Source organism: Helicobacter ganmani (assembly GCF_003364315.1).
GTDB classification, from domain to species: Bacteria; Campylobacterota; Campylobacteria; order Campylobacterales; family Helicobacteraceae; genus Helicobacter_D; species Helicobacter_D ganmani.
The window spans coordinates 39,128-64,662 of record NZ_NXLS01000007.1 but is presented as its reverse complement, the minus strand read 5'-3'; the positions used below and the strand labels follow the sequence as shown (position 1 = coordinate 64,662).

The window sequence follows — 25,535 nt, the reverse complement described above, 5'->3', positions numbered from 1 at the left end:
CAAGGACAAAATCTAATCTCTTTGCCATTATATGCGTATCCAAATGGCTTTAGGCTAATTTTGTATAAAACTTTGTTAAAATAGTGCAAAATTTTTATAAAGGTATAGAATGCAAGATTCCAAAATGCGAGAAATCTTGAAAGAATCTAAAGTTATTGCTGTGCTTGGATTGTCTCCAGAAGAGAGCAAGCCGAGCCATAAAGTGGCAAAATTTTTGCAAAATCAAGGCTATGAGATTCTACCCATTTATCCTAAGGGAGGCGATATTTTGGAGGTAAAAGCCTTTGCGAGCTTAAAGGAAGCTTTTGAAGCACAGGACAAAGCGGGTGTGCGGATAGATATTTTAAATGTTTTTCGCAAAAGTGAAATGTTGCCCGAAATTATGCGTGAAGTGTTGGAGTTGCAAAATCCTCCACTTTGTGTTTGGGTGCAACTAGGATTGCAAAATGCGCAGGCGCGTAAAATGCTAGAAAATACAAAGATAATGTATATTGAAAATTTATGTATCAAACTTGAATACGAAAGGTTATTTGTATGATTCCACTTTCTAAAATTATGGACGCTAAGGCACGATTAGAGGGTATCGTGCAAAACACGAAGTTAGCTTTTGCTCCTAAACTTAGCCAAATTTGCGGAGCAAAGGTGTATGTCAAACAAGAAAATTTACAAAATACAGGCTCTTTTAAACTGCGCGGAGCGTTTAATAAGATTTCATCTTTAGGCGAGGAGGAACGCGCTTGTGGTGTGATTGCTTCTAGTGCGGGTAATCACGCACAAGGGGTTGCGTATAGTGCGAAGCATTATGGAATCAAGGGTGTGATTGTAATGCCAGAGGCAACGCCACTGCTGAAAGTAATGGGAGTAAAGGAGCTTGGTGCAGAAGCAATCTTAAAGGGCAATAATTACGATGAAGCCTATGCCTATGCGCTAGAATATGCTAAAACGCATAATTTGCAATTCATTCACCCTTTTGCTGATGAGGAAGTGATTGCGGGACAAGGCACGGTTGCGCTAGAGATGATTGAGGCACAAAGTCATCTTACAAGCATTGTTGTGCCAATCGGCGGTGGCGGGCTTATCTCTGGAATTGCAGCGGCGTATAAGCAAATGTTGCCGAGTGTGCGCATTATTGGAGTTGTCGCGGAGGGTGCGCCCGGAATGTATCATTCTTACCACAAAAAAGAAATCCAAAGCACGGATTCTGTGCGCACAATTGCTGATGGAATCGCAGTGCGTGATGTGAATCCTAAGAACTTTGAATACATTTTAGAATCCGTAGATGAAGTTGTAATGGTAGATGATGAGGAAATCGCCAATGCGGTGCTTTATTTGCTAGAAAACCAAAAGCTTGTCGTAGAGGGAGCAGGAGCTAGTGTGGTTGCAGCAGTGTTACACCATAAATTTGCTTTGCAAACGAACGAATCTTTGGGGCTTGTGTTAAGCGGAGGGAATATTGATGTAACAATGCTTGGAAATATTATTGAGCGAGGGCTTGTGCGCTCTCACCGCAAAATGAAAATTTCTGTAACGCTAATAGATAAACCCGGAAGTTTGCAAAAATTAAGCGATTTACTCTCCAATCTTGGCGCAAATATTGTCAAGATTGATTTTGATAGGACTTCCACTTCTCTTGCTTTTGGTGATGCAAATATTGTGATTATGCTTGAAACAAAAGGTAAAGAACATCAAGGAGCAATTCGTTCGCAGCTACAAAAACAAGGTTATGTGTTTATAGAGGTTTAAGGAATCGCAACTTTGAAATCGCAAACTCGTAGTCTTTTTTGGCTTTTTAGCTTATTTTTTTTAAGTCTTGGCGCACTTTTGTGGTTACTTAGCACATTAAGCATTAGCTATAACGAAGCGCAAGAGTTTTTTAATCCACAGCATTTTTGTGGATTTGTTAGCTCTTATAGCGCAAAGATTCTAGGACAAAACGATTGGAGTTTGCGACTACCTTTTTTATTGTTGCATTTTTGCAATGCTTTTTTGATGTTTTATTTTGCAAGAGATTTTTTAAAGCACTCCAACGACGCGGTTTTTTGCACTTTGTTGTTTCTTTTATTGCCCGGTGTTAATGCTGTTGCTTTGTTGGTTTCTAATAGTGGAATCGTGATTTGTTTAACATTGATTCTCTGTATTTGGGTGCAAAAAAACAACACGATTCCTTATGGATTGCTTTTGATAATGGCTTTTGTGGATAGAAGTTTTGCTTTGGTTTTTATTGCGTTGATTTTTTATGGCATTGAACGCAAGCAAACACTTTTGATTTTTTTGTCTTTGGGGTTTTTCGCGCTCAATATGTATTGTTTTGGGTTGGAGATTGGCGGACACCCAAGAGGTTATTTTTTGGATAGCAATGGGCATTTGTTGTTGATTTTTTCTCCATTGTTGTTTTTATATTTTTTATACACGCTTTATCGTTATTTTAATCAGAGCAAAAGACCCTTAGTTTGGCATATTGCAAGCGTAGCATTGGGTTTTATTTGGTTGCTTTCCCTGCGTCAAAGGGTGCAGACGGAATTTTTCGCGCCTTTGCTGATTTTAGCGATTCCTTTAATGGTGAATCTTTATTTCTCTGGGCTTCGCGTGCGTTTGCCACAATTTCGGGCGCGTTATACGATTCCATTTTTAGCTACTTTTTTGGTTTTGTTGCTTTGTAGTGGAATGTTATTTTTATCTAAACCTCTTTTTGTGCTTTTTCCTACTGCAAATGAACATTTTGCTTTTCGGCATTTTATTGCGAAAGAAGTTGCACAAGCATTGCATTCTCAAGGAATTAAACGCGTCAAAACAGAAGCAAAAATGCAGGAGAGATTGAAATTTTATGGAATCTCCAAAGGGGGTTTGAGACTTAGCAACAGCCCTAGAGCAAATGCTTTGAGGATTCCTATTTATTATTATGATAAAAAAGTCGCAACTTTTTATGCTTACGATTAGACGATGAAACCCGCGTTTAGTTTGCTAGAAATTGTGCTTATACTTGGGATATTAAGTGCATTGGCATGGCTTGGCTATGCTTGGTTTCCAGATTCCAAATTGTATTTGGCACAAAATCAAATCATTACGCATTTAAATTACACGCGTTTCTTGGCATTAAGTAGCACAAAGCATATCACGCAAGGCGCGTTTTGTCAGAGTGATTATTGTCAAGCAGAGAGGGAGAGATGGACAGAATCTTTATGGAGATTGCAGTTTTCTAAGCTTCAAGATGTGGGTTATGCGTATTATATTTATAGCGATTCTGCGCGAAAGGTTAGCACAAAGCATTTTGATGACCGCCCACGTGATGCGCAAGAAATCGCTCGCGACCCTTTAGATAATAAATACTTAAACAGCTACAATTATGATAATTCTAAGTTTGCAAACGCACTTCGTGCGGGAGATTTGGCAATCACAAAGCGGTATGGAATCTTAGAAGTGCGAATGAGCGGAGGTTGCGGAGAAAGTGAGGGCGGAAGAGTTTTGTTTGATGAGCGGGGTTTTTTGCGCTGTAAAAAACCCTATGAACAAGTGATTGTCCCGCAAGGAATGGTGCGTTTAGAGTTGCAAGGAAGCAGTGGTAAAAGTGTGGGTATTTGCATTTTGGAAAGCGGAATCGTTAAAAAATGCTAAAATTATTTCAAATTATGTTATAATTAAAGATTTATTTTAAGGCGAGACTTTGAAAGCCGTTGAGAAGCAGAATCTAGCCAAAAAACATTTTGGACAGAATTTTTTACAAGATGAAAGTGTGCTAGAAGCGATTATCCAATCCATTCCCAAGATGAACAAAGAAATAGAACTGATAGAGATTGGGGCTGGCTTAGGTGATCTAACAAATAAGCTATTAAGCTTAGGGAATATCACTACTTATGAGGTGGATAAGGATTTGATTCCTTATTTGCAAGAGCGTTTGAAAGGCGCATTAGAATGCGGGAGATTGAGCCTTGAAATAGGCGATGTATTAGAGATTTGGAAGGGTGAGAGTTTGCGCAAGAAAGATTATTTTCTTGTCTCAAACCTACCTTATTATATTGCAACTTTGCTTATAATAAAAACCATCAAAGACCCGTTATCTAAAGGCTGTGTCGTAATGACACAAAAAGAAGTTGCGCAGAAATTTTGCGCACAATGTGGAGGAAGTGATTTTAGTGCGTTAAGTGTGTTAGTGCAAAGCGTGGGAGAGGCAACACTGCTCTTTGATGTACCTCCTAGTGCCTTTGTGCCACCGCCTAAAGTTACTTCTTCGGTGTTTTTGCTACAAAAAATGGCGAATCCACCAAGCTTTAAGGATTTGGAACATTTAGAATCTCTCTTGAAAGTTGCCTTTGGTGCGCCTAGAAAAACGATTCTAAATAACTTAAGTAAAGCTTATCCAAAACAAGAGATTATGGACGCTTTGGAATCCTTGCAGATTGCACCTAGCAAACGACCTCACGAGATTGATACGACTAATTATCACCGACTTTTGAAAATTTTATAAAAGGCGGAAGTTATGGAAGACAATAAAATAAATGAAAATCCAAATCGGACAGAAAAGCCAAAAAGAAATCACGAAAACACTCGTGAAGCCAAAGGAGAAAATAGAGAGAATCGCGAACCCAATAAGCGCCGGTTCAAACCGCGAAAAACAGAGGAAGCAAATGGGACAGAAAAACCAAGAAACCAAAGAACGCAGAATCGCAATCGCCCTAATTCAAGATTCAAAAAACAAGAAAATACACAAAATAATGCAGAAACAAGAGAGAATCGCCAAAGATTTGACAAAAATTATGGCAACAAAGAAGTCAATGCGTCTAATTTGGAGTTGCGCAAAGCCGTAGAAATCAATGCCAAAGTGCATAAAAGTGCATTGACATTACACTCTCAAGTGGAAATTAATCCTAATGGAAAGGTGCGCATTACTCCGCTAGGGGGCTTAGGTGAGATTGGTGGCAATATGACGATTGTTGAAACACAAAATAGTGCAATTATTATTGATGCGGGAATGAGTTTCCCCGATGATAGTCTGCACGGAGTGGATATTTTAGTGCCAGATTTTAGTTATCTTGAAGTGATTAAAGACAAAATTGCGGGGATTATTATTACCCACGCGCACGAAGACCACATTGGCGCAATGCCTTATTTGTTCAAAAAGCATCAATTCCCTATTTATGGCACACCTTTGCCTTTGGGATTGATTGGCTCAAAGTTTGATGAGCACGGACTCAAAAGATTCCGATCGTTGTTCCGCGCAGTAGAGAAGCGCAAGCCGATTCAAATCGGAGAATTTGAGATTGAATGGATACATATCACGCATTCCATTGTGGATTCTAGTGCATTAGCAATCAAAACAGAAGCAGGTTTGATTTTTCATACAGGGGATTTCAAAATTGACCATACGCCTATTGATGGTTATCCAACGGATTTAAATAGAATCGCATATTATGGTGAGCAAGGAGTTTTGTTGCTCCTTAGTGATTCTACAAATTCACACAAAAGTGGCTACACTCCAAGTGAAGCAAGCGTGGGACCGGCGTTTGATATGTTGTTCTCTCGCGCGAAAGGACGCGTGATTATGAGCACTTTTAGTTCTAATATTCATCGTGTTTATCAAGCTATCAATCACGGACTTAAATATGGACGTAAAGTTGCGGTGATTGGACGCTCTATGGAAAAAAACCTAGAGATTGCAAGGACATTAGGTTATATTGATTTGCCACAAAATATTTTTATTGAAGCGCACGAGGTGGCAAAATATGCTGATGAGGAAGTGCTGATTGTTACGACTGGCTCGCAAGGCGAGACGATGAGCGCACTCTATCGTATGGCAACAGACGAACATCGCCATATTAAGATTAAGCCAAGTGATACGATTATTTTATCTGCTAAGGCGATTCCGGGTAATGAAGGCTCGGTATCCAATATTTTGAACTTTTTAAATAAAGCAGGGGCAAAAGTTTATTATCAAGACTTTAGCGAGATTCATACGAGCGGACACGCAGCACAAGAGGAGCAAAAGTTAATGTTGCGCCTTGTGAAGCCAAAATTCTTTTTGCCTGTGCATGGAGAATATAATCATATCCTTAAACACAAAGAAACTGCGATTAGTTGCGGTGTAGAGGAACGCAATATTTATCTTATGGAAGATGGCGACCAAATGGAGATTGCACACAATTATTTGCGCAAAGTGCGGAGCGTGAAAACCGGCAAAACTTATATTGACAATCAAGTCAATACCACAATTGCAAATGATGTGATTTTGGATAGGCAAAATCTAGCAGAAAATGGAATTTTAATTGTGCATTTGGAGTTGAGCAAAGCCAAAAATTCTGTTCTCTCTAAACCGCGCATTCAAAGTACGGGAATTGTTGCAAATAAAGATACAATAGTATTCAACAAGGAAATTGAGGAATTTTTCAGTCTCTTTGTGAAAAATTGTAAAAAAGAATTGTATAACAGCCAAAAAAGTATGGAAAATGAGATAAGAAATGCGCTAAGAAAGTTGATGTTTAAGAAAACGAAGCGGTATCCGACAATTATTCCAATCGTGGATTTAAAATAAATTACTGCTACCATAGGGTTTAGATTGCAGAATCTAAACCTTTACATTTATTCTTCTAGCACACAAATTTCTTTTTGTTTGATTGCAAGCAAAGTGCGAAACCCGACAACTAGCACAATAACACTGCTTAATACAATGCCAAAAATTCCTAAAAATGCGTAAAATAACGAACCGCCTAGGGAATAAAGCTCTAATGCGCAGAGAGTCCAAGCGGCAGTTGGAAAGGTGAAAGCCCACCAAGAAAGTGCGAATTTTAATTCTTTAAAGATTTCAAAAAGACTAATCATCAAAAGCATAAAAAACAATGCTACACTAAAGCTCGCACTTGCGATTCCATAGAGGCTAGCAATAGAAACATAGTCTTTGAACAAAAGAAGTATGTCCAAAGCAAAGACACTAGGTGGCGCAATGAAAATAAATAAAGTCGGAGAGAGTTTTTGTGGCAAATGTTCTCCAAAAATGAGGCGAATCAAAAGTGCAGCATTGAGTAAAATCCAAAAGAAACTGCCCACTCCAAAATAAAAAATTAAGATTTCAAAAGGAATCCAAGCCATTTGTGCATTCAAATTCATTCCAACAAGCGGCACAATGAGATTCCCAACAATAGGAATAAACCAAGCAGGATTTGCCATTTTTTGTTCTAGGGCATGGAGAAACCAGAATCGCACAACATAGAGGCTAAGAATCAGTTGCAAAAAAGCACCAATATAAAAAATAATAAGAGCAAACCACAAGGGAATAAAGCGTAAAATTAGCATTAAGACAATCAAAAGAGATACACAAACAGCAGAGAAAAAATTAATGCGCACAGGGTGTTTTAGCTCTTTTGAAAATGCGGAGTAATGCCGAATAATTTTTGCAAGATAAAGAATGCTGATTCCACATAGCAAAAAAACACTAAAAAAAGAAAGTGCGGTAAGAAGCCACGAAAAATTCACTTCTAATTCAAAGATTCTAATCGTTTTGCCAATCACAAGCGTAAGTCCGCCAATGCCCATAACAGAAGCAAAAAACATAATAGGAAAGTGTAAAAGCCAATTTCTAGAATCAATCGTCCGCTCTATTTTTGGGGTATTCATTATAAGCCTTTTTGGAGAGATAAAAGTATCTTTAGCCTACGAATTGTAAGAATCGCATTGTAGGAATTTTGACTTGCAAGGGGACAAGCCCCATACAAGACTAATAAAGGTTAAAGTATTTTTGGATTTCTTTTGGGTTGCTTGTTTTTGTAAGCGCCAACATTAAAAGAACCCTTGCTTTTTGAGGATTGAGATTGTTTGCACTGATGAAGCCTTGTTGGATTTCTTCCTCACTTAAAGGGACTAAGCCAGAGCCAACGCGTGAGCTTTTTGCCACTACAAGTTTTTTCTGTGAGAGAAGCTCAATTAGATAGTTTTTTTGATTTTCGTGAATGCTACCCGCTCCACTTCCTGCGACAACTAATCCTTTTGCACCTGCGTTTAAAAAGGCTTCTACTGCTGCTTTTGAGCCGTCGTTAGAATAAGTATAGACAATATCTACTTTAGGTAATTCTTTTAAGCCTCTAACATTAAAAGGAGAATCCTTTGTATGTGCTTTGATGCTAAGGGAGTTAAAAAACACTTTACCATCTACGATATAGCCGATTTCTCCACTGTTGGGAGCTTTAAAGGTTTCAACATTTAGTGTGTGGGTTTTGCTTACTTCTCTTGCGCTATAAATTTTGTCATTAATCGCCACCATTACACCTTTGTTTTTAGCGTTTTTATCTCCAGCAAGACTTACGGCATTGTAAAGATTCTTTGGTCCATCTGCGCTAATAGCAGTTGCAGGTCTCATTGCCCCGGTTAAAACAACAGGTTTATTGCTTTTTACCACGAGGTTTAAGAAGTAAGCGGTTTCTTCCATTGTATCTGTTCCGTGTGTGATGACGATTCCATCTACATTGGAGCTTGATAAAAGAGAATTGACTTTATTTGCGAGTGTGAGCCAAACTTGGTCTGTCATATTAGAGCTATCAATATTTGCTACTTGCTCGCCACTGATATTGGCAATATTCTTTAGCTCCGGCACTGCGTTAATAAGCACTTCTATTCCCAAACTACCTGCTTTGTAGCCTGTAGTTGCAAGGTCGCTTTTTGCCTCTCCCGCAATTGTTCCACCTGTTGCTAAAATCACGATATTTGGTTTAGCAAACGCCATCATACTTACTCCTAGCATAAGCAAAATGCCAAAAAACAATTTTTTCATTTTTACTCCTTGAAAATTTAAGAATCTTCGTAATTATATCAAAGTTATTATGTAAAATATTTTAAAATAATCTTGTTTTAATGTGATAAAATCACATTGCTTCAGATTCCACCGCAGTCCTTGCGAGGCGAAGCCGAAGCGTCTGTTGCGAAAGCAACCGACCCACACTTGCAAATCCATAATATAGAATCTCGCATAGAATCCCACAAGGACAATGCCATAATAAAACGATAATGAAAAATTGAGGCTATCTTCCTTTTGGAAGATAGTAAAAGGAGAATAAATTGAAATCCTAAAACGAAGTGCGCACGCCAAAGAGGCAAGCACACTTAATTTAGCATTAGAATCTATATTTTAATCCCGCATTTCCGTTTAAATAAGTTTCGTTTTTGGATTCAAACTTGCCTGCTAGGATTTGTTTCGCGCCTACACCTACATTCAAGACCCAATCTTGTGTAAGCTCTATATTGCCTCCAAGCAAGATTTGTCCATAAGTGCGTTTTTTGTCATCTCCGTCAATTATGAAATTTGTGTTTGAGCCTACGAATTTCGCAACAAAATCATCGCCATTATTAACGATATATTGTTCAACTTTTGGCACAACATAGAGATAAGAGCTACTTCCGAAGTATTTTCTGTATTCTAAGCCCGCATCAATACTCACAGAATTGTTTGTAGAGGATTGGACGTGTTGGGCTAGGGATGTGCCTTTTTCTGTATAAGATGGAGTAAAGCTATAATAGTAGTTCAATCCCGCAAAAGGTTTTAAGAAGTTGCCATTAGAGAGGTCAAACACTTTCCCTAAGCTTCCACTTAAGCCAAAGAATTTTTTGGTGAAGTCAGCAGTGTTTAGCCCTGCAATATTGCGTGATTCTTGGTCTGTTGAACCCCATTGTCCATATCCTTTAAGCCCTACTTCCCAAGTTTCTGCGAATTTGATTAGAGAATAAAGTCCAACTTGGTAGTTGTCTGCTTCTTGTTTTAATGCGTTGTCTTTCAATGTAGAGTTGGCATAAGTGAAGTAAGCACCCAAGAGCAAATTATCGGTTACATTTCCATCTACCCCCAAAGTTACACCATAGAGTCCGCCGCTATCGCCATCAATGATACTTGCACCACCAAATGCGTTTGCCCATACGCTTGCTTTGTAGGTATCATAGTAGTTTCCTATTGCGTCAGAACCGATATTTGCAAGTTTTGCTCCATAAGGGTTGTTATAGGCTGCAACACGATTGCTAATAGACATTTCGTTTGCGACATTGATTCCTGTAAGTGCGGAAGTTGCAGCGTTTGCAAGCGTAGAAGCAGATTTCGCATTTTCTCTTGTGTTTTTGAAGAAATTGCGATTCGTAATGACATTTAAGGCTTCATTGACATTCACAGAGCTACCCGCAAAAGACCTTAAAATTCCATACGCTTCGCTTAGATTTCCTGCATTATCTAGTGAAACGCTTGTTGCCCTCAAGTCTCCCTCGTTTGTCGCAAGAGCTACAAGAAGTTTGTTTTCGTTTTTATTCGTTGTTACGATGAGGGCTTGTTGTGCGATTCCAGCATAGGATTCTCCTACAAGAAGCCCGAGATTTTCACGGAGTTTTTCTGCGTCTGTTGCCGCTGTGGAAATAGTTAGTGCGGTGTATTTGTCTGCAAGTTGTGTTTCGGCTTGGTTTAGTTTAGCGATATTTGCTTCCGCTTGCGCCTTGATAGCCTCTTGGGCAGATTTTTTTGCTTGTGCGTCCGCAAGTGCTACTTTTGCAGTGTCAATTTGCGCTTGTGTAGAATTGGGGTTGTCTATGATTGCTTGTTGTGCTGTGATAGTAGTATTCGCAGTTGTAATGGCAGTAGTTGCGGTAGTAACTTTGCTTTGTTCTGCTGTTTTTGCGTCTGCGATGGCTTTGCGTGCGGTATTTGCAGTGGAGTTATTACCTCCAATCGTAGTTTTATCTGCAGTGATTTGAGATTCCATCGCAGTATTGAGTGCTGTGATGATTTGTGCTTGTGTCATATCCTTTGTAGTGTCTGCTGCCAAACCACCTGCTGCTTCGACTTTGACAAACAAGGTCTTTTTGTCTTCAGAGATATAGAGTGTGTATTCGCGTATCGCAGTTCCACCAGAGGTATTCGTTCCCGCTTGTACTTCTCGTTCAAACTCTAGCCCCTCAATCCCTGCAAGCAAGCTTGGGTTGTCTAAATAGTCTGCTGCGCTTGCTTGGAAATTCACTGTGGGGAGTTTTTGTGTGAGAGCTGTTGGATAAAGATTCTTTGTCGCGTCTAATGTGCCAAGAGAAGCAGTAGCGAATCCACCCTCTGCAGTCATTAGGTTGAGGTCGTCTGCTAATGCGCGTCTTTGGGTATTAATCGTGAATGTTGAATTTGCATTCAAACTGATTTGTCCATCAGTAGCAGAGTTGTCCCCAGCCTTTCGCACGCTGATGAGGTTGTTTAAGTCATAGAGGTCATAAGCAGTCGCTCCATCCTCTGTATAAGAGCCGATGACATTGATTCTACCAGAATCTAAAGCCGCATTTCCTTGTATATTGACTGCGCCTTTGACATTCAATGCGCCTTCCATAATGTCAAGCGTTTTGCTAGCGGCTTGCACAAAATCCCCTGTAACATCTAGCTTGCTTCCTAAGATATTCAATGCCTCGTTATTTGTAAATTTCCCTGTGATAGTGGAATCCTTGCCGACATTGAGTGTTCCTCCATTGGTGATTCCATTTGCGTGAGTGCTTGTGAGGTCAAACCCATAGAATTTATTGTTTGTGTCCTCAATGTCTGCCAAAGTAGAGCCAAAAATATCTGTGTTTGCTGCACCTAGTGTGATTTCTTGGTTTGCATTATCTATGACGATTCTGCCATTTGCGCCTAGCAATGCTTGCACTTCTTTCGCCGCAGTAGTAGGGAGCTTGATTGCTAGTGTAGCATTGTTGTTTTTGTTTTTGTAGTTATTCGTTCCCTCTTGTTTGACGAAATTTGTCTCAAACTCCGCCTTTGTTGTAACATCTGTCGCATACAAGCTAAGCGCAGATAAACTTAAAGCCATAGAGCCAACTAAGTAGCGACTCGCAATCAATGAGATTTTCATTTATTCTCCTTATGTTTTTGTGATTCCTAAATTTTATTTGCTATCAAGGGAGAGTTTGTAGTGTATAAGAGGAAGTCAGAGGGGACAAAACTTTCAAAATACCCACTCATTTCTCTTTAAGCCACTCGCTCTCCTTAAGTCCGCAAATAAAATAAATCGGACGATTAATTTTAATTAACCACAATATTAGTTATAATTCTTAAAAGCCACTAGGAAACCACTTGAAACGCATTGCATACATTAGAGTTAGCACAAATAAGCAAGATTTAAGCGCGCAAAAAACCCAAATCTTTGAATATTGCAAAATTCATAATATCACAATAGATGATTGGCTCATTATTGAAATAAGCTCTAAACAATCGCAAGAAAAGCGGAAAATCATCGCACTCAAAAAAACTCTCAAAAGTGGCGATTTGCTCATTACGACTGAATTATCAAGGCTTGGCAGAAGTATGTTGGAGACGATTTTGCTTGTTTTGGAACTAGCAGATAAAGGAATCCAACTTATTTTTATTCGTCAGCCAGAATTGACGACTTTTAATAACGCAACTTCCAAGTTGCTTTTGAGTATTTATGCTTATGTGGCTGAAACAGAACGAGAGTTTATCTCGCTAAGAACCAAAGCAGGATTACAAAACGCTAAGGCAAAAGGCAAACGATTAGGGCGTCCCAAAAACTCCCTTAATAGCGTGTTTGACAAAGATATAGAACAAATCAAACTACGCATTGCGCAAGGAGAATGTGTCAAGGAGATTTGGCGCATTTTGGGATATGAAAAGTTAAAAACCTATGAAGCGTTTTTATGGTTTTGCAAAAGTCGGAATCTGATTTTAGATAAAGGCAAGGCTTAGGATTCGTCCTTGCGAGAAAATTTGCAAAATTTTTGTGGCAATCCAGAATCCAAAATAAAAGATAAAATATAAATTTAAGCTTTTTTTGAGTAAAATTAATCGTCCCTTTATTTTAAATTTATAATCATAATCTACAAACTTAAAATTACAATATTTGACTTGACAAATGCCATCCTTAAGCTCCTAATATTAGCAAGATTCCAAAATATTTTTTTAATTTTTACTCTCAAAGCAAGGTTATCAATGTGATTAAATCACATAGCTTTATCTAGTTGTTTTAGTATAATATCTAAAAATAAGGGGAGTTTATAATGTGGCGAGTTCTATTAAGAGTAAATGATGTCAGCTTAAAGTTTAAAATCATTTTTGCAAGTTTTGCAGTGGCTCTTATTGGACTTGCTTTAGTCGTGTGGCTAGTAGGGAATAAGAATTTTAATTTTGCCAAAGAAACAACCACAAATTATGCGCAAGCGACACTCAAAAACCAAGCAAGGATTTTAGAAAATAAAATTAATTTAGGATTTGAAAATGTAGCAAATATTGCAATTTTAGCTAATCAAAGCTTGCGCAATCTAACAAGTCCAAATGCAAATCGCTTTTGCGATTCTAACTGCTCTGCAATATTAAATGGTTATTTAAAACAATTATTAAGTCAAAATGGTCTTTACCAATCTGCATTTGTCAAATTCTTTAATGGTGAAGTTTATACCACCTCTTCATCATCACCAAAATACATTGAAAGCCTTACGAACGATGAAATCAATGCACTATTTAAAGACAGCGAAACACAGGCAATTTTTATACCCAAACTAAAACCAAAGCCAAAAGATAGTGCGGACAAGACACCCCTTTATGCTCCTGTTTATTTATTGAACAAAATTACTTATAATTCTCATACGATTGGTATTAGTGGGATTCTATTGGATTTAAAAAAAATGGGTGAAGAAATGGAGCAAATGAAAATCTTAGAAAGTGGCTTCATTGTCCTTCTCTCTCAAAATAGTGTAGTTTTACATCATAAGTTTTTCCATACATTTAATCGTGAAATGGAAAATGTAGATAAAAGTGCAAATGAATATTTAAAAGAGGCTTTGTTGGGCAAAGAGATTATCTTTGATAGAATTAGTCCCAATACAAAAGCACCTATAATAACAATTATGGAACCCCTTACACTTGGGACTAATAGCAATACGATTCACTGGGTGGTGTTTGCAAATATTCCATTAGAAGAAATGTTGAAAGTTGCTAAGGCAACTCGTAATTTTGCAGCAATGATTTCTTTGCTAGTTTTGGTGCTTATTTGTGTTGTAATGTATCTAGTGGGGCATATTATCTATAAACGATTAAATTTAATAAAATACGGCTTGCAGGAATTTTTTGATTATTTAAACAACAAACGAGACAATTTTCAAGATATTCCTTTAACTTGTAGAGATGAATTAGGGGCAATGGGAAAAACTATTAATCAAAACGCTCAAAATATTAAGTTTGGTTTAGAAAAAGATCAGATTGCGATTAAAGAATCCTTACAAGTTGTTGCAAAAGTAGAGCAAGGAGATTTAAAAGTGCGTATTGAAGCTAATCCAAATAATCCCAATCTTTTGGAATTAAAAGAAGTTTTAAATACAATGTTGGATTCTTTGCAACATCACATTGGTTCTGACCTTAAGAGTATCGCAAAAGTGCATCAGTCATTTTCTGAATTAGACTTTACGAAATCTTTAGAAAATCCAAAAGGAGAAGTGGAAATCATTACAAATAAACTAGGAGAGGAAGTTGCCAAAATGCTTCGCTTTAGTGCAGAATGTTCTAATACTTTGCACGAAAAAAGTAGTAATTTAAGGAGTTTCTTAGTTAATCTAACAAAGCAGTCTGATTTGCAAACGCAATCCCTGCAAGCTAGCTCACAAACGATATCTAAGATTTCTCAAGATATGCAAGATAGCAATACAATGATTAAAGAGGTGGCAAGACAGAGTGATGAGATTAAAAATATTTTGAAAGTTATTCAAGATATTGCAGACCAAACCAATCTTTTAGCCCTTAATGCAGCCATTGAAGCAGCAAGAGCAGGGGAACACGGAAGAGGTTTTGCAGTTGTGGCTGATGAAGTGCGAAAGTTAGCAGAACGCACGGGCAAGAGTTTGAGCGAGATTGAAGCCTATACAAATACATTGGTGCAGTCCATTAACCAAGCAGGTGATAACATCAATCATCAAGCAAGTGCAATGGAAGCAATTACAAATTCTATTGCTGAAGTAGAGCAAATTACACAACAAAATAATCAAATCGCTAAAGATGTGAATGTGATTGGTCAAGATGTTGCAAAGTTGGCTGATGCAATCTTAGAAGATATTAACAAGAAAAAGTATTAATAATCGTGATTTAAAGACAATTTTACATTGTCCTTAATTTGGCGATTTCATCTCGCAATCTCGCCGCTTCTTCAAATTCTAGCTTTTTAGCTGCTTCGTGCATTCTTTTGCTTAGTTCTTTGATAAGCTTTTCGCGTTCGCTTTTAGGCATTTTGTCTTTGCTTTTCTTTGCTTTTTCGTAGAGTATTCCTAAGTCTTGATTCCTCAAATCCTCATCAAGCTTTCTTGAAACACTTTGTGGTGAGATGTTATGCGCCTTGTTGTATGCTTCTTGCTTGCTTCTACGATAGTCTGTAATCTCCATAGCTTTTTGCATAGAGGGGGTGATTTTATCTGCAAAGAGCAACACATGCCCATGCAGATTCCTTGCCGCGCGTCCCATTGTTTGAATTAGACTCGTTTCACTGCGTAAAAATCCTTCTTTGTCTGCGTCCAAAATCGCAATCAAAGAGACTTCAGGCAAATCCAATCCCTCACGCAATAAATTGATTCCTACCAAAATATCAAATTCTCCCGCCCTTAAAGCACGAATGATTTGATTGCGTTCAATCGCGTCAATATCGCTGTGCATATAGCGCACCTTGAGCCCTAAGTCGCTATAATATTTTGTAAGTTCCTCTGCCATTTTTTTTGTCAGTGCAGTTACAAGTACGCGCTCGCCTTTGGCAATCACTTCTCTTGCTCTATCATAAAGAATCTCCACTTGTCTATCCACTGCTAGCACTTCATAGGTGGGGTCTAGCAAGCCGGTGGGTCGGATAAGTTGTTCTGCGGTGTGCGTGCCGCTCAAATCCAGCTCTTTTTGTGCAGGAGTTGCAGAAACAAACAAAAAATGCGGAGCTTTTTGTATAAACTCTTCGTATTTCAAGGGGCGATTATCTAGCGCACTTGGCAAGCGGAATCCATATTCTACTAACACTTCTTTGCGACTTCTATCGCCTGCATACATTCCCCCAAATTGTGGCAAACTCACGTGGCTTTCATCTACAATAAGTAAATAAGGCTTATTTTTTTGTGCGAAATAATCTAGCAGAGAATAAGGAGTTTCACCCGGTTTTTTGCCCGTTAAATGGCGCGCATAGTTTTCAATGCCCTTGCAGATTCCTGTCGCGCTAATCATTTCCAAATCAAATTCTGTCCGAGACTTTAGCCGCTCATATTCCATCATTTTTCCGACAGATTTAAAAAACGCTAATCGCTCTGCAAGCTCTTCTTCTATGCTTTTAATTGCGCTTTTTAGCCGTTCTTCGCCTACAATAAAAGGATTTGCTGCATACAACACAAAGGATTTTAGTTTTTTAAGCGACTTCTTATCCACAGAATCCAAAAGGCTGAGGGATTCTAACTCATCGCCAAAAAACTCCAAATGCAAAATTTCGTCCTCACTATATGCGGGATAAATGTCTATTACTTCACCATTGACGCGAAAGTCTCCACGTTCAAAGAAATTATCATTGCGCTTATAGCCCATTTCTACAAGGCGTAACAAAAGCGACTTTTGGTGGTATTGCCCGCCTATTTCAAATTTTTCAATCATTTCTAAATATTCGCGTGGATTCCCCAAGCCGTAGTTTGCAGAGACAGAGGCAACAACAATACTATCATCATAGGCAAGCAGGGAAGTAGTTGCACTTAATCGTAGCCGTTCTAGCTCCTCATTAATGCTAGAATCCTTTTCAATGAACAAATCTTGACGCGGAATATAGGCTTCTGGTTGATAATAATCAAAGTGCGAAATGAAGTATTCCACATGGTTTTTTGGGAAAAAACCCTTAAATTCACTATAAAGTTGTGCCGCTAAGGTTTTGTTGTGCGTCATAATAAGGGTGGGAATTTGTAAAGATTCTATGATGTGCGCCATAGAAAAGGTTTTTCCGCTCCCTGTTACACCAATGAGCGTTTGGTATTGATTGCCTGCCTGAATGAATCCGCTAAGCGTTTTAATGGCTTCTGGTTGGTCTCCAGAGGGTTGAAAAGAAGAATGTAATTGAAACATTAAAAAAGAACCTTTAAGCAAAATTAAAGCATAATTTTTGCATAAGATTCCTTAGAAATCTTGCGTTTTTTATAAAAAATGTTTAAAATAATGTTAAAATTAAAATTTATTTTTAATTGCGAGGAAAGATGGATATGGAAGAAGCAAAGAATCTCTCAAGCAAACTCTTAGAAAGCATTGACGCGCTAATAGATGAATTGCAAAAACAAAAAGACGAAAATCAATCGTTGCGTCAGCAAATCGTGCTTCTAAAAGCAGAAAATGAAGCGAAAAATAGTGAGATTAGCTCACTTTATGATGAAATTGGAGCAAAAGAACGCGAACTAGAGAATGTGCTCAACAAAATTCAAAATGTTCTTGGTCGCTAATGAGTGATATTTTTCGCGTTTGCATTATGGGTCGCTACTACGACATACCCACAAGCGAGATTTCTATTGCCACATTAGAATCGTTAAAATCTTTAGTAGATGAAACGAACAACATTCACCCGCGCGACTTGCTACGCACATTTTTGGAATATTCCGAAATCAACAACTTACTCAAAAACGAAATCATCAAGGCAAATCAAAAGATTCAAAATACGCAAAATGTAGAATTGCAAAATCCTCTTCAAGCTGTGGATTTACCACAAGAAATAAAAGAATCCCAAAATAATGTAGAATCGCCAAGCCAAGAGGAAGCAACTTCAGTGCAATCCAATAATTTAAACGCTCAATCCAACTAATTTGCACAATTTACCTCCCTTTTACTATCATATTGCGACTTTGAAGCGAAATTCTCCAATCCTCACTTATGCAAGTGCAGAATCCCTAGAGAGTGGATTGTTAGTAGAAATTCCATTAAAAGATAAGCAAGTGCAAGGTGTGGTGCTAAAAGAATGCGCCAAACCAGAATTTGCTTGCAAGGAAGCCTTGCCTTTAGGATTCCAATTCTCGCCCCTGCAATGTCAAGTGGCAGAATTTATCGCACGCTACTATTGCACTTCTTATGCTCTTAGTTTTGGTCTTTTTATTCCCTTTGCCAAAGATTCTATCAAGGATTTTCCAAGTTTAAGTTTCGCACTGAATCCTTTGAGTGCTAAACAGCAACAAGCCTTAGAGTTTATCAACAAGCATCAAAATTCTTTACTTTTTGGCGATACAGGAAGTGGCAAAACAGAAATTTATATTCATTTGTTGAATCAATCTCTGCATAGAGGCAAAAATGCTCTTTTCTTAATGCCAGAAATTTCACTTACTCCTCAAATGGAGAAACGTTTAAAAGCGGTTTTTGGTGAATGTCTTGCATTTTGGCATTCTAAAATCACAAGCAAAGCCAAAAAACAAATTTTGCGAGATTTAAAAGAGGGCAGAGTAAGAATCTTAGCGGGTGCGCGTTCGGCACTCTTTTTGCCTCTAGCAAACTTAGATTTAATCCTTATAGATGAGGAACACGATGACGCGTATAAGTCCAACTCCGCTCCACGTTATCACGCACGTGATGTGGCTTTGTATCTCGCTAAAATGGCAAAGATTAAAATCGTGCTAGGTAGTGCAACACCTCTTGCAACCACTTATTCGCGCGCCAAAACACAAAATGCGGTTTTTCGCCTCAAAGGCACGCATTTCCAAACGCAAAATCATTTTACTTTTTGTGCTAGTTATGATGTGTTGGATTCTAGCATTTTTAGCGCATTGGAGCGGAATTTTAGAGATTCTAAGCAAGCAATCGTTTTTTTGCCTACGCGTGCGAACTTCAAACATTTGCTTTGTGGGCAATGCGGCGAAAGTATAGAATGCCCTAATTGTAGTGTGTCTTTAAGTTTGCACAAAAGGGATTCTAGTTTAAAGTGTCATTACTGCCATTTCGCACAAGTAGTCCCAAAATCTTGTCCTAAATGTGGCGGGGAGTTGCAAAGCTTGCGTATGGGAACACAAGAATTTTCTGAACATTTATCAAAAATCTTACCAAAGGCTAATATTGCGTGCTTTGACCGAGATTCTATTACAACACAACGTAAGCTCAAGCAAACTTTGGAGGCTTTTAATCAACATCAAATTGATATTTTGGTCGGCACTCAAATGCTCTCCAAAGGACACGATTATCATAATGTGAATTTAAGCGTGATTTTAGGATTAGATTATCTTTTGTGTAGCGGTGATTATAGGGCGCGGGAAAAAGCATTGTCCTTGATGTTTCAACTCTCGGGTAGAAGTGGGCGCAAAGAAAATGGCAAGGTGTTAGTGCAAACCTTACATCAAGACTTTTTTGAAAGTTTTTTGGGAGATTATGAAAGGTTTTTAGAAGAGGAGCTGACGATGCGCACATCTTTGTATCCACCTTTTGCGCGGCTTGCCTTGGTGCATTTTAGCCAAAAAAATCAAGAAAAATCGCAACAGCTTATGCAGCAAGCCCTTGTGCTTTTGCAGGATAGAATTCGCATAGAATCCCTAAAAGTAGAGATTGTGGGAAGTGGAATTGCCCCGATTCCACGCATTGCAAATAAATGGCGTTATGTCATTTTCTTGCGCAGTGCAAAGGTGCGGGATTTGCATTTGGCACTTCAGCCCTTGCATACGATTGCTTGCGAAATGGATATAGACCCGATAGAATTTGCTTGAGATTGCTTCGCTTCGTTCGCAATGACGAGAAAACTTTGCACCTCAATAAAGTATTAATCCTATTTTTACCTTTTTTATTATTAAAAAGTTCTAAATTTACCTTGTTGCGTTTTAAAGTGAAAAACACTAGATTTTTGCAAAATTTAAGAGATTTTAAAATGACACAACGCGATCTCGCAGGAAGACTGGGTATTAATGTGAAGACTTTGAGAAAATGGAAAAAAGATCGCCCAAAAGTCTGTGAGCTTTTGATGATTGGCTTAAAGGCTGAAAGTATGATTGATAGTTTAAAAGAAAATTGCTGCGAATTAGAACAGCTCATTCAAAATAAAAATGCAATAAAGTCGGAGATAGAATGCCCTAAAAACCATAAATAAAAAACTCTCAAATCTTGACAAAAAATTGACAAACTATTAAAAAAAACTTCATAAACCCCTTTTATAATTTGACTTACAATTTTATTTAAAGGAGTTATTTATGAAAAAGTTTGGTTTAGCGTGTGCTTTTAGTGTGTTGGTTGGGGCAAATGCTCTTTTGGCTGCTGATGTAGTGATTCAACAAAATGAGTTACCACAAAATTCACAAAAATTCATTCAAACTTATTTTGCGAATGAAAAAGTGGGCTTAGTAGAAAAAAGCTTTAATGATTACCAAGTGAAATTTCTCAATGATTCTAAAGTAGAGTTTGCAAAAGACGGAGATTGGAGAGAAGTTAAATCTTATGCCCCCATTAGTAATACAGGCTTTATTCCTCAAGGTGTGCTTAATGGTATTAAAGCAAAATATGCCACTGCAAAAATTATGGAAATTTCTAAAAGCTACAATGGCTATGAAGTCAAATTAGATAACCATAAAGAATTAATTATGGATAAAGAAGGGAAAGTGCTAAGCGAAAAATATTAGGCTGTGCTTTCCTTGCGTCCTTGCGAGGAATTAAAATCCCTTTAATTTCCTCTATTTCAAGATTCCATAAGGAATTGCGATAATCCATAAAGAGAGAATCTCTTTATTTAGATTATCGTGAGTTTTATCAAAGCCTTATAATTATTGCAAGAAAAACTAGAAACTAGGAAGAATTGCGCCTTTGTATTGGTCTAGGATAAATTGTCTCATCTCTTCGCTTTGGAGAGAATGGATAAGCTTTTGTATGCGTGCGTCTTTTTCATTGCCGCCTTTTACTACTATAATATTCACATAAGGTGAATCTTTGCTCTCAAGTGCAATTGCATCATTAAGCGGGTTTAATCCAGCAAGTAAAGCGAAGTTGGTATTAATGACTGATGCGCTGACATCTCCAAGTGCGCGCGCAAGTTGTGGTGCGTCCATTTCTTTAAATTTCAAGTTTTTAGGATTTTCTATTATGTTTTGCACGCTTGGAAGTTCTACGTTCTCTTGAAGTTTGATAAGTCCATTTGCTTCCAATATTCTAAGCGCACGCGCTCCATTGCTTGGATCGTTTGGCAAGGAAATCATATCGCCTTCTTTTAGCTCGTCCAAGTTTTTGATTTTTTTAGAATAAACACCCATTGGCTCTAGATGGATTCCCGCGACACTGACGAGATTTGTTTTGTGTTCTTTGTTAAAAGAATCCAAATAAGGCTTATGTTGGAAAAAGTTTGCGTTTAATGAGCCATCGTCTAAAGATTTGTTTGGTGTTACATAATCGGTAAATTCTTTGATTTCTAAAGTAATTCCCTCTTTTGCCAAAGTTTCCTTGACTTTTTCTAGCATTACTGCGTGTGGTTCGGGAGTTGCGCCGACAATTAGTTTTTCCATTTCCGTCTTTTCTGTTTTCTGTGCATTGTTTTGTGATTCTACTTTGGAATCGCAGCCACTAAAAATCACTGCAAGAGCTATTGTGCCGAGTGTTAGTTTGTTGAAAATTACTTTTTTAAGCATTGTTGTCCTTTGTAAAAATTTAATGTTTTAATTTTTTATACAGAAAATCCCCAAAACTTTGAATTATCTGCACTAGAAAAATTAAAATCAAAACAGTGTATAACATAATATCGCTTTGGAATCTATAATATCCATATTTAATTGCAATATCGCCTAATCCACCTCCACCCACAGCTCCAGCCATCGCGCTAAATCCAACAACTAGGATAAGAGCAAGTGTGATTCCAGAGACAATGCTTGGCAAGGCTTCTACAAACATAATCCGAAAGATAATTTGTAAATTACTTGCGCCAAAGCTAAGAGCAGCTTCAATCACTCCTTTATCCACTTCTTTGAGTGCATTTTCTATGATACGCACGATAAAGGGTGCTGCACCAATGCTAAGTGGCACGATTGCTGCGCTCGCACCGATGCTTTTGCCTACGATAAATTGTGTTAAGGGAAATAAGACAACCATTAAAATAAGAAAAGGAAAGGAACGCAAGGTATTTGTAATGCTATCAAGTGTGCGGAAAATAAACGCATTAGGGCTTAAACCATTAGGGGCGCAAAGGGTAAGCAAAATGCTAGGCACAATCGCCAAAAGTGTTGCAATGCTTGTTGCGAGTATGCTCATATAAAGCGTGTCTAAAGTCGCTTCTAAAAGCAAAGAAATGGTTTTGCTATCCATTTGGTTCTCCTTGTGGATTGGATTCTATGATTTCCCATTGCGCGCCTCGTGCATTCAGATAATTGCAGACTTTTTCTTTGGCATTTTTATCAATATTAATCACCAAAATTCCTAGTGCGATTCCATTAAAGGATTCTAAATTGCCCCATACGATATTAAAGTTCATTTGTAATTCTCGCGCCATTTGTGTGATAATTGGATTTTGTGCCAAGTTTTTAGGAAAATAAATGCGAATGTTTAACCCCTCATCGGGTAGAATCTCATTTTCTCCCAAAAATTCACGCATTTTTGAGTCAGGCGAAAGGAATAAATCCTCAATTTTTCCACTTTTTAGCACCACTCCGGCTTCCATAAAGGCAGCCTCACTACAAAGTCGTTTGACGACTTCCATTTCGTGCGTTACAAGCACAATCGTTACGCCTAGTTCTTGATTGATTTGCGCAAGTAAGTCTAAAATAGCACCCGTGATACTTGGGTCTAGTGCGCTTGTAGCTTCATCGCTTAGAAGCAACATAGGATTCATCACTAATGCCCTTGCAATCGCAACGCGTTGCTTTTGTCCTCCGCTAAGCTCGTTTGGATAGGATTTTGCCTTATCTTGCAAACCAACCAATTCTAAGAGATTCTTAATCTTTGCCTCGTTGATTGTAGCTTTTGCGCATTGTAAAGGCAAGAGGACATTCTCATAAACATTTTTGCGACTAAGCAAGGAGAAGTGCTGAAAAATCATTCCAACTTTTTGTCTAAATGCACGCAATTCTTTGGTTGTGAGTTTAGAAATATCCAAGTTATCAATTTCTATTTTGCCAGAATTAATGGATTCTAATCCATTAAAGGTGCGGAGCAAAGTGCTTTTTCCTGCTCCGCTATGTCCGACGAGCCCGAAGATTGAACCCTTTTTAATCCTTAAATTAATGTTTTTTAATACCTCTAAATTACCATAACTTTTGGAAAGATTCTGCACTTTGATTAAATCCATTTTGCTCCTTAATTGTTTTGCCATTTCGTTATTTGCTTGTAAAATCTGATAAAATTGCGAAATTATAGTGAAAAAAGCTAAAAGGGGTTTTATGTTGAAAGGTTTTGCTAGATTATGGATTGTGTTAATGCTTTGTTATGGAATTTTAAATGCGCAACCTTGGGTAATGTTTAGCGATATGGACGACACTTATTTATACGACCAAGCAAGCGGGCAGGTGTATATTCGGATAAAAAAGGGCGGTAAGAATTATGAGGATACTTTTGTCAAAATGGGCGTGCAGGATTCTATCCATTCTAAACCCGCTTCAAAAGCTCAAAAAACTGCACAAAGGGATTCCAAAGCCACAGAATCCAAACAAGAAAATGACGCACAAAAAGAACAACAAGAGTTAATCAAAAAAGCGCAAGAATTGCAAAGAAGCATACAAGGAAGTATTTTAGGTGGGGAGTAGTTTAAGCCAAAAAATATTCGCAATCTTTTGCTAAAACTTCCAAAACCGCCTTCGCGACTTTTTGGGATTCCATAATTCCAATCTCGCCCCCGCCAAATTTTAAGACTTTTAAGATTTCCAAATCTAGTAAAAAATGTGCTATTTTTTTGTAATCTAGCTCACTTTTTCTGCCCAAATGTCTCACTCTATAAATGACGCTTCTGTGCATTTTTTCACCTTTTTCATCAATGAAAATTCCACTGAAAGTTTTATCAAAACGATAGGGGACATTGGCGAGAGATTCTAAATAGTGTATGAATGTATAGCCGACATATTGATTACCAAATGTTAAAATTTTGCCGTTTTGCGTTAATAATTTATCAAAAATACTCTCTTTGCCCAAAACTTCCTTGCAGTCGCGCAATTTTTCTTTTAAATCTCCAAAAACTGCGCAAGAAAAAATAGGACAAGAGGTGCGTTTGCCCCCAAGTTGCAATAAGGAATCCCCGAGATTTCCCACCTTTGACTTAGAGTGCAGGAGGTCAAAAGGTTCGTTTTGACAGAAGCTATAAGTGAAAGTTGGAAGGATAACATTGCCCCTTTTACCGCAAGATTCTATCAAAGTCTGACACAATGTCTGATTAAAAATTGCTTTTGGGAGTAATGGAATCCCAAACCGAAAGGATTCTGTATGCACCAAAAGAGTGTCTCCTTGCGTGATTTCAAGCTCTTGTAAAATCTCTTTTAAATCTTGTGTTGTGTAGATTTTGTCTTTGAATTTTATAAAATCCATTAGATTTTTACTCCTTTTTTTCTCAAAAGATTCTTGATAGATTCTAAGCTCCTATAATCTTGTATTTCCACTTCCTCATCAAAAATTGATATATGATAAGATTGTTCCAAAGCCCCAATTAATGACATTAGTGCAAAGGAATCTAAAAATCCATCGCCAATAAAATCTGGACTGCTTAAGTCTATTTCTGCGACAATTTCTTGTAAAATTACTTCTAAATCATTCATTTTTTTCTCCTAGAGTAAAATCAAATCCAAGTGCATTTTTGGGATTTGGGGTGTAGTCTAAAATCACATATTTTTTGCCCTCTAAAATTATCTTTGGTTTGGGCAAAAGGTGGCTTTTGCCGCAATCCATACTGCGCAAGAATGCACTTTTTTTCTCAAAATCCCAATGTAAATCCAAGATTCCATTATTTGGTAAATCTCTTGCCTTGTGCAATACGAAATCACCGATTTTTTCTTGTGTTTTTAAAGGGAGATTCCAAGACAAAAGAGAATCGCAAATTTCTCTAAAGGCAAGAAAGGCTAATTGGAGTTGCTCTTGCGTGAGTTTTAAATAAGTGTAAGTAGAATCTAGCGGAATAGATTTTTGAATGATAATGTCTCCGCAATCAATCCCGCTTGATACAAGATGCCAAGTGATTCCACTTGTAGAGTCTTGGTCAAAAATACTCCACATTTGCGCATTTAAACCACGATGATTGGGAAGCAAAGAGTTGTGATAATTGATAATTTTTAAAAATGGTTTTTGCAAAAGATTGGAGGGGAAAATATAGTAATTGTGCGCGCTAATCAGGAGCATAGAGGATTCAAATCCACTTAAATATTCGCTTAAAGCTATTTTGTTCTTGAAGTTGATGTAAGGGATTTTTGAAGTTTTGCACCAAGTGCTAAAGAGTGAAAAAGGTGATTCCAAATAAGAAGCGCAAAGGAGTTTTGGGCGAGAATCTGTGCCAAAGAGCCCAAAAAGCATTTTTGTGATGTTCAAGGCAAGAGTGCCTGTGCCTAGAATTAAAATGGACTCAAATACAGACTTTCTCACGCTGCAACCCTTTCAATATAGGGGGTTGCAAAGAATCTTATGGCTTTTTGCCCCCTCC

Annotated in this window: 25 protein-coding genes; 15 read left to right on the top strand and 10 right to left on the bottom strand. The window is 37.8% G+C overall.

Annotation, left to right across the window (positions count from 1 at the left end; genetic code table 11):
• Positions 1 to 109 precede the first annotated feature (109 nt).
• From CQA43_RS07105 to CQA43_RS07080, 6 genes are read left to right on the top strand one after another with little or no spacing between them, the layout of a single operon-like run.
• A complete protein-coding gene (locus CQA43_RS07105) occupies positions 110 to 538 on the top strand; it encodes a CoA-binding protein (protein ID WP_245944264.1) in 429 nt (142 codons plus the stop codon).
• Positions 535 to 1,743 carry a threonine ammonia-lyase gene (gene ilvA, locus CQA43_RS07100; RefSeq protein WP_115551914.1) on the top strand — a complete coding sequence of 403 codons (1,209 nt, stop codon included), beginning with the start codon at positions 535 to 537 and terminating at the stop codon, positions 1,741 to 1,743. Before CQA43_RS07105 ends, ilvA begins: the two co-directional genes overlap by 4 nt.
• Positions 1,744 to 1,755: 12 nt before the next feature.
• Positions 1,756 to 2,937: a hypothetical protein gene (locus tag CQA43_RS07095; protein ID WP_115551913.1), complete on the top strand. Its 1,182-nt coding sequence runs from the start codon at positions 1,756 to 1,758 to the stop codon at positions 2,935 to 2,937.
• Positions 2,938 to 2,940: 3 nt separating this feature from the next.
• The gene (locus CQA43_RS07090) at positions 2,941 to 3,612 is read left to right on the top strand and encodes a pilus assembly FimT family protein (RefSeq protein WP_115551912.1); all 672 of its coding nucleotides are present in this window, start codon (positions 2,941 to 2,943) and stop codon (positions 3,610 to 3,612) included.
• Positions 3,613 to 3,661: 49 nt separating this feature from the next.
• On the top strand, positions 3,662 to 4,462 hold the full coding sequence (gene rsmA, locus CQA43_RS07085) for a 16S rRNA (adenine(1518)-N(6)/adenine(1519)-N(6))-dimethyltransferase RsmA (RefSeq protein ID WP_115551911.1): 801 nt from the start codon (positions 3,662 to 3,664) through the stop codon (positions 4,460 to 4,462).
• Positions 4,463 to 4,474: 12 nt separating this feature from the next.
• Positions 4,475 to 6,523 carry a ribonuclease J gene (locus CQA43_RS07080; protein WP_115551910.1) on the top strand — a complete coding sequence of 683 codons (2,049 nt, stop codon included), beginning with the start codon at positions 4,475 to 4,477 and terminating at the stop codon, positions 6,521 to 6,523.
• 47 nt (positions 6,524 to 6,570) lie between these two features.
• Here the strand turns inward: CQA43_RS07080 and CQA43_RS07075 are convergent, their stop codons facing one another.
• Complete coding sequence (locus CQA43_RS07075; RefSeq protein ID WP_245944263.1) at positions 6,571 to 7,602, bottom strand: SLAC1 anion channel family protein; 1,032 nt, start codon at positions 7,600 to 7,602, stop codon at positions 6,571 to 6,573.
• A gap of 100 nt (positions 7,603 to 7,702) precedes the next feature.
• On the bottom strand, positions 7,703 to 8,752 hold the full coding sequence (locus CQA43_RS07070; protein WP_115551909.1) for a type II asparaginase: 1,050 nt from the start codon (positions 8,750 to 8,752) through the stop codon (positions 7,703 to 7,705).
• 96 nt (positions 8,753 to 8,848) lie between these two features.
• Between CQA43_RS07070 and CQA43_RS09535 the strand changes: the two genes are divergently transcribed.
• Entirely contained in the window at positions 8,849 to 8,986 is a 138-nt protein-coding gene (locus tag CQA43_RS09535; RefSeq protein ID WP_181881656.1) for a hypothetical protein, read from the top strand.
• 106 nt (positions 8,987 to 9,092) lie between these two features.
• Here the strand turns inward: CQA43_RS09535 and CQA43_RS09760 are convergent, their stop codons facing one another.
• On the bottom strand, positions 9,093 to 11,837 hold the full coding sequence (locus CQA43_RS09760) for an autotransporter family protein (RefSeq protein ID WP_245944262.1): 2,745 nt from the start codon (positions 11,835 to 11,837) through the stop codon (positions 9,093 to 9,095).
• A 221-nt stretch (positions 11,838 to 12,058) separates the two neighbouring features.
• On the opposite strand from CQA43_RS09760, the gene CQA43_RS07060 reads away from it, so the two are divergent.
• Together CQA43_RS07060 and CQA43_RS10055 are read left to right on the top strand one after the other, a co-directional pair.
• A complete protein-coding gene (locus CQA43_RS07060; RefSeq protein WP_245944261.1) occupies positions 12,059 to 12,688 on the top strand; it encodes a recombinase family protein in 630 nt (209 codons plus the stop codon).
• 311 nt (positions 12,689 to 12,999) lie between these two features.
• Positions 13,000 to 15,063 carry a methyl-accepting chemotaxis protein gene (locus CQA43_RS10055; protein ID WP_115551908.1) on the top strand — a complete coding sequence of 688 codons (2,064 nt, stop codon included), beginning with the start codon at positions 13,000 to 13,002 and terminating at the stop codon, positions 15,061 to 15,063.
• Positions 15,064 to 15,085: 22 nt separating this feature from the next.
• On the opposite strand, the gene uvrB is transcribed toward CQA43_RS10055, so the two are convergent.
• Positions 15,086 to 17,059 (bottom strand): excinuclease ABC subunit UvrB, encoded by a 1,974-nt coding sequence (uvrB, locus tag CQA43_RS07050; RefSeq protein WP_115551907.1) that lies wholly within the window; start codon positions 17,057 to 17,059, stop codon positions 15,086 to 15,088.
• Positions 17,060 to 17,193: 134 nt separating this feature from the next.
• On the opposite strand from uvrB, the gene CQA43_RS07045 reads away from it, so the two are divergent.
• From CQA43_RS07045 to CQA43_RS07025, 5 genes are all read left to right on the top strand, one after another.
• Positions 17,194 to 17,427 carry a hypothetical protein gene (locus CQA43_RS07045; protein WP_115551906.1) on the top strand — a complete coding sequence of 78 codons (234 nt, stop codon included), beginning with the start codon at positions 17,194 to 17,196 and terminating at the stop codon, positions 17,425 to 17,427.
• On the top strand, positions 17,427 to 17,783 hold the full coding sequence (locus CQA43_RS09525) for a hypothetical protein (protein WP_181881655.1): 357 nt from the start codon (positions 17,427 to 17,429) through the stop codon (positions 17,781 to 17,783). The genes CQA43_RS07045 and CQA43_RS09525 overlap by 1 nt, the downstream gene beginning before the upstream one ends.
• Position 17,784: 1 nt before the next feature.
• Entirely contained in the window at positions 17,785 to 19,659 is a 1,875-nt protein-coding gene (locus tag CQA43_RS07035) for a primosomal protein N' (protein ID WP_115551905.1), read from the top strand.
• Positions 19,660 to 19,817: 158 nt separating this feature from the next.
• Positions 19,818 to 20,036, top strand: a complete 219-nt coding sequence (locus tag CQA43_RS09405) for a hypothetical protein (RefSeq protein WP_147290092.1) — start codon at positions 19,818 to 19,820, stop codon at positions 20,034 to 20,036.
• Positions 20,037 to 20,136: 100 nt separating this feature from the next.
• Complete coding sequence (locus CQA43_RS07025; protein ID WP_115551903.1) at positions 20,137 to 20,562, top strand: PepSY-like domain-containing protein; 426 nt, start codon at positions 20,137 to 20,139, stop codon at positions 20,560 to 20,562.
• 156 nt (positions 20,563 to 20,718) lie between these two features.
• Here CQA43_RS07025 and CQA43_RS07020 read toward each other — a convergent pair whose 3' ends face one another.
• The 3 genes from CQA43_RS07020 to CQA43_RS07010 are packed head-to-tail and all read right to left on the bottom strand — an operon-like array spanning position 20,719 to position 23,207.
• Positions 20,719 to 21,558, bottom strand: coding sequence for a MetQ/NlpA family ABC transporter substrate-binding protein (locus CQA43_RS07020; RefSeq protein WP_115551902.1), 840 nt, complete (start codon positions 21,556 to 21,558; stop codon positions 20,719 to 20,721).
• Positions 21,559 to 21,577: 19 nt separating this feature from the next.
• Complete coding sequence (locus CQA43_RS07015; RefSeq protein ID WP_115551901.1) at positions 21,578 to 22,228, bottom strand: methionine ABC transporter permease; 651 nt, start codon at positions 22,226 to 22,228, stop codon at positions 21,578 to 21,580.
• The gene (locus tag CQA43_RS07010; RefSeq protein ID WP_115551900.1) at positions 22,221 to 23,207 is read right to left on the bottom strand and encodes a methionine ABC transporter ATP-binding protein; all 987 of its coding nucleotides are present in this window, start codon (positions 23,205 to 23,207) and stop codon (positions 22,221 to 22,223) included. Before CQA43_RS07010 ends, CQA43_RS07015 begins: the two co-directional genes overlap by 8 nt.
• A gap of 91 nt (positions 23,208 to 23,298) precedes the next feature.
• Here CQA43_RS07010 and CQA43_RS07005 point away from each other — a divergent pair, with 91 nt between their 5' ends.
• On the top strand, positions 23,299 to 23,661 hold the full coding sequence (locus tag CQA43_RS07005) for a hypothetical protein (RefSeq protein ID WP_115551899.1): 363 nt from the start codon (positions 23,299 to 23,301) through the stop codon (positions 23,659 to 23,661).
• Position 23,662: 1 nt separating this feature from the next.
• Here the strand turns inward: CQA43_RS07005 and CQA43_RS07000 are convergent, their stop codons facing one another.
• Genes CQA43_RS07000 through CQA43_RS06990 form a run of 3 tightly spaced genes read right to left on the bottom strand, consistent with a single transcriptional unit; the run spans position 23,663 to position 25,477 of the window.
• On the bottom strand, positions 23,663 to 24,433 hold the full coding sequence (locus CQA43_RS07000) for an AAC(3) family N-acetyltransferase (RefSeq protein WP_115551898.1): 771 nt from the start codon (positions 24,431 to 24,433) through the stop codon (positions 23,663 to 23,665).
• Entirely contained in the window at positions 24,433 to 24,660 is a 228-nt protein-coding gene (locus CQA43_RS06995; protein ID WP_115551897.1) for an acyl carrier protein, read from the bottom strand. The genes CQA43_RS07000 and CQA43_RS06995 overlap by 1 nt, the downstream gene beginning before the upstream one ends.
• Positions 24,653 to 25,477: a formyltransferase family protein gene (locus tag CQA43_RS06990; protein ID WP_147290091.1), complete on the bottom strand. Its 825-nt coding sequence runs from the start codon at positions 25,475 to 25,477 to the stop codon at positions 24,653 to 24,655. Before CQA43_RS06990 ends, CQA43_RS06995 begins: the two co-directional genes overlap by 8 nt.
• Between the last annotated feature and the right edge of the window lie 58 nt (positions 25,478 to 25,535).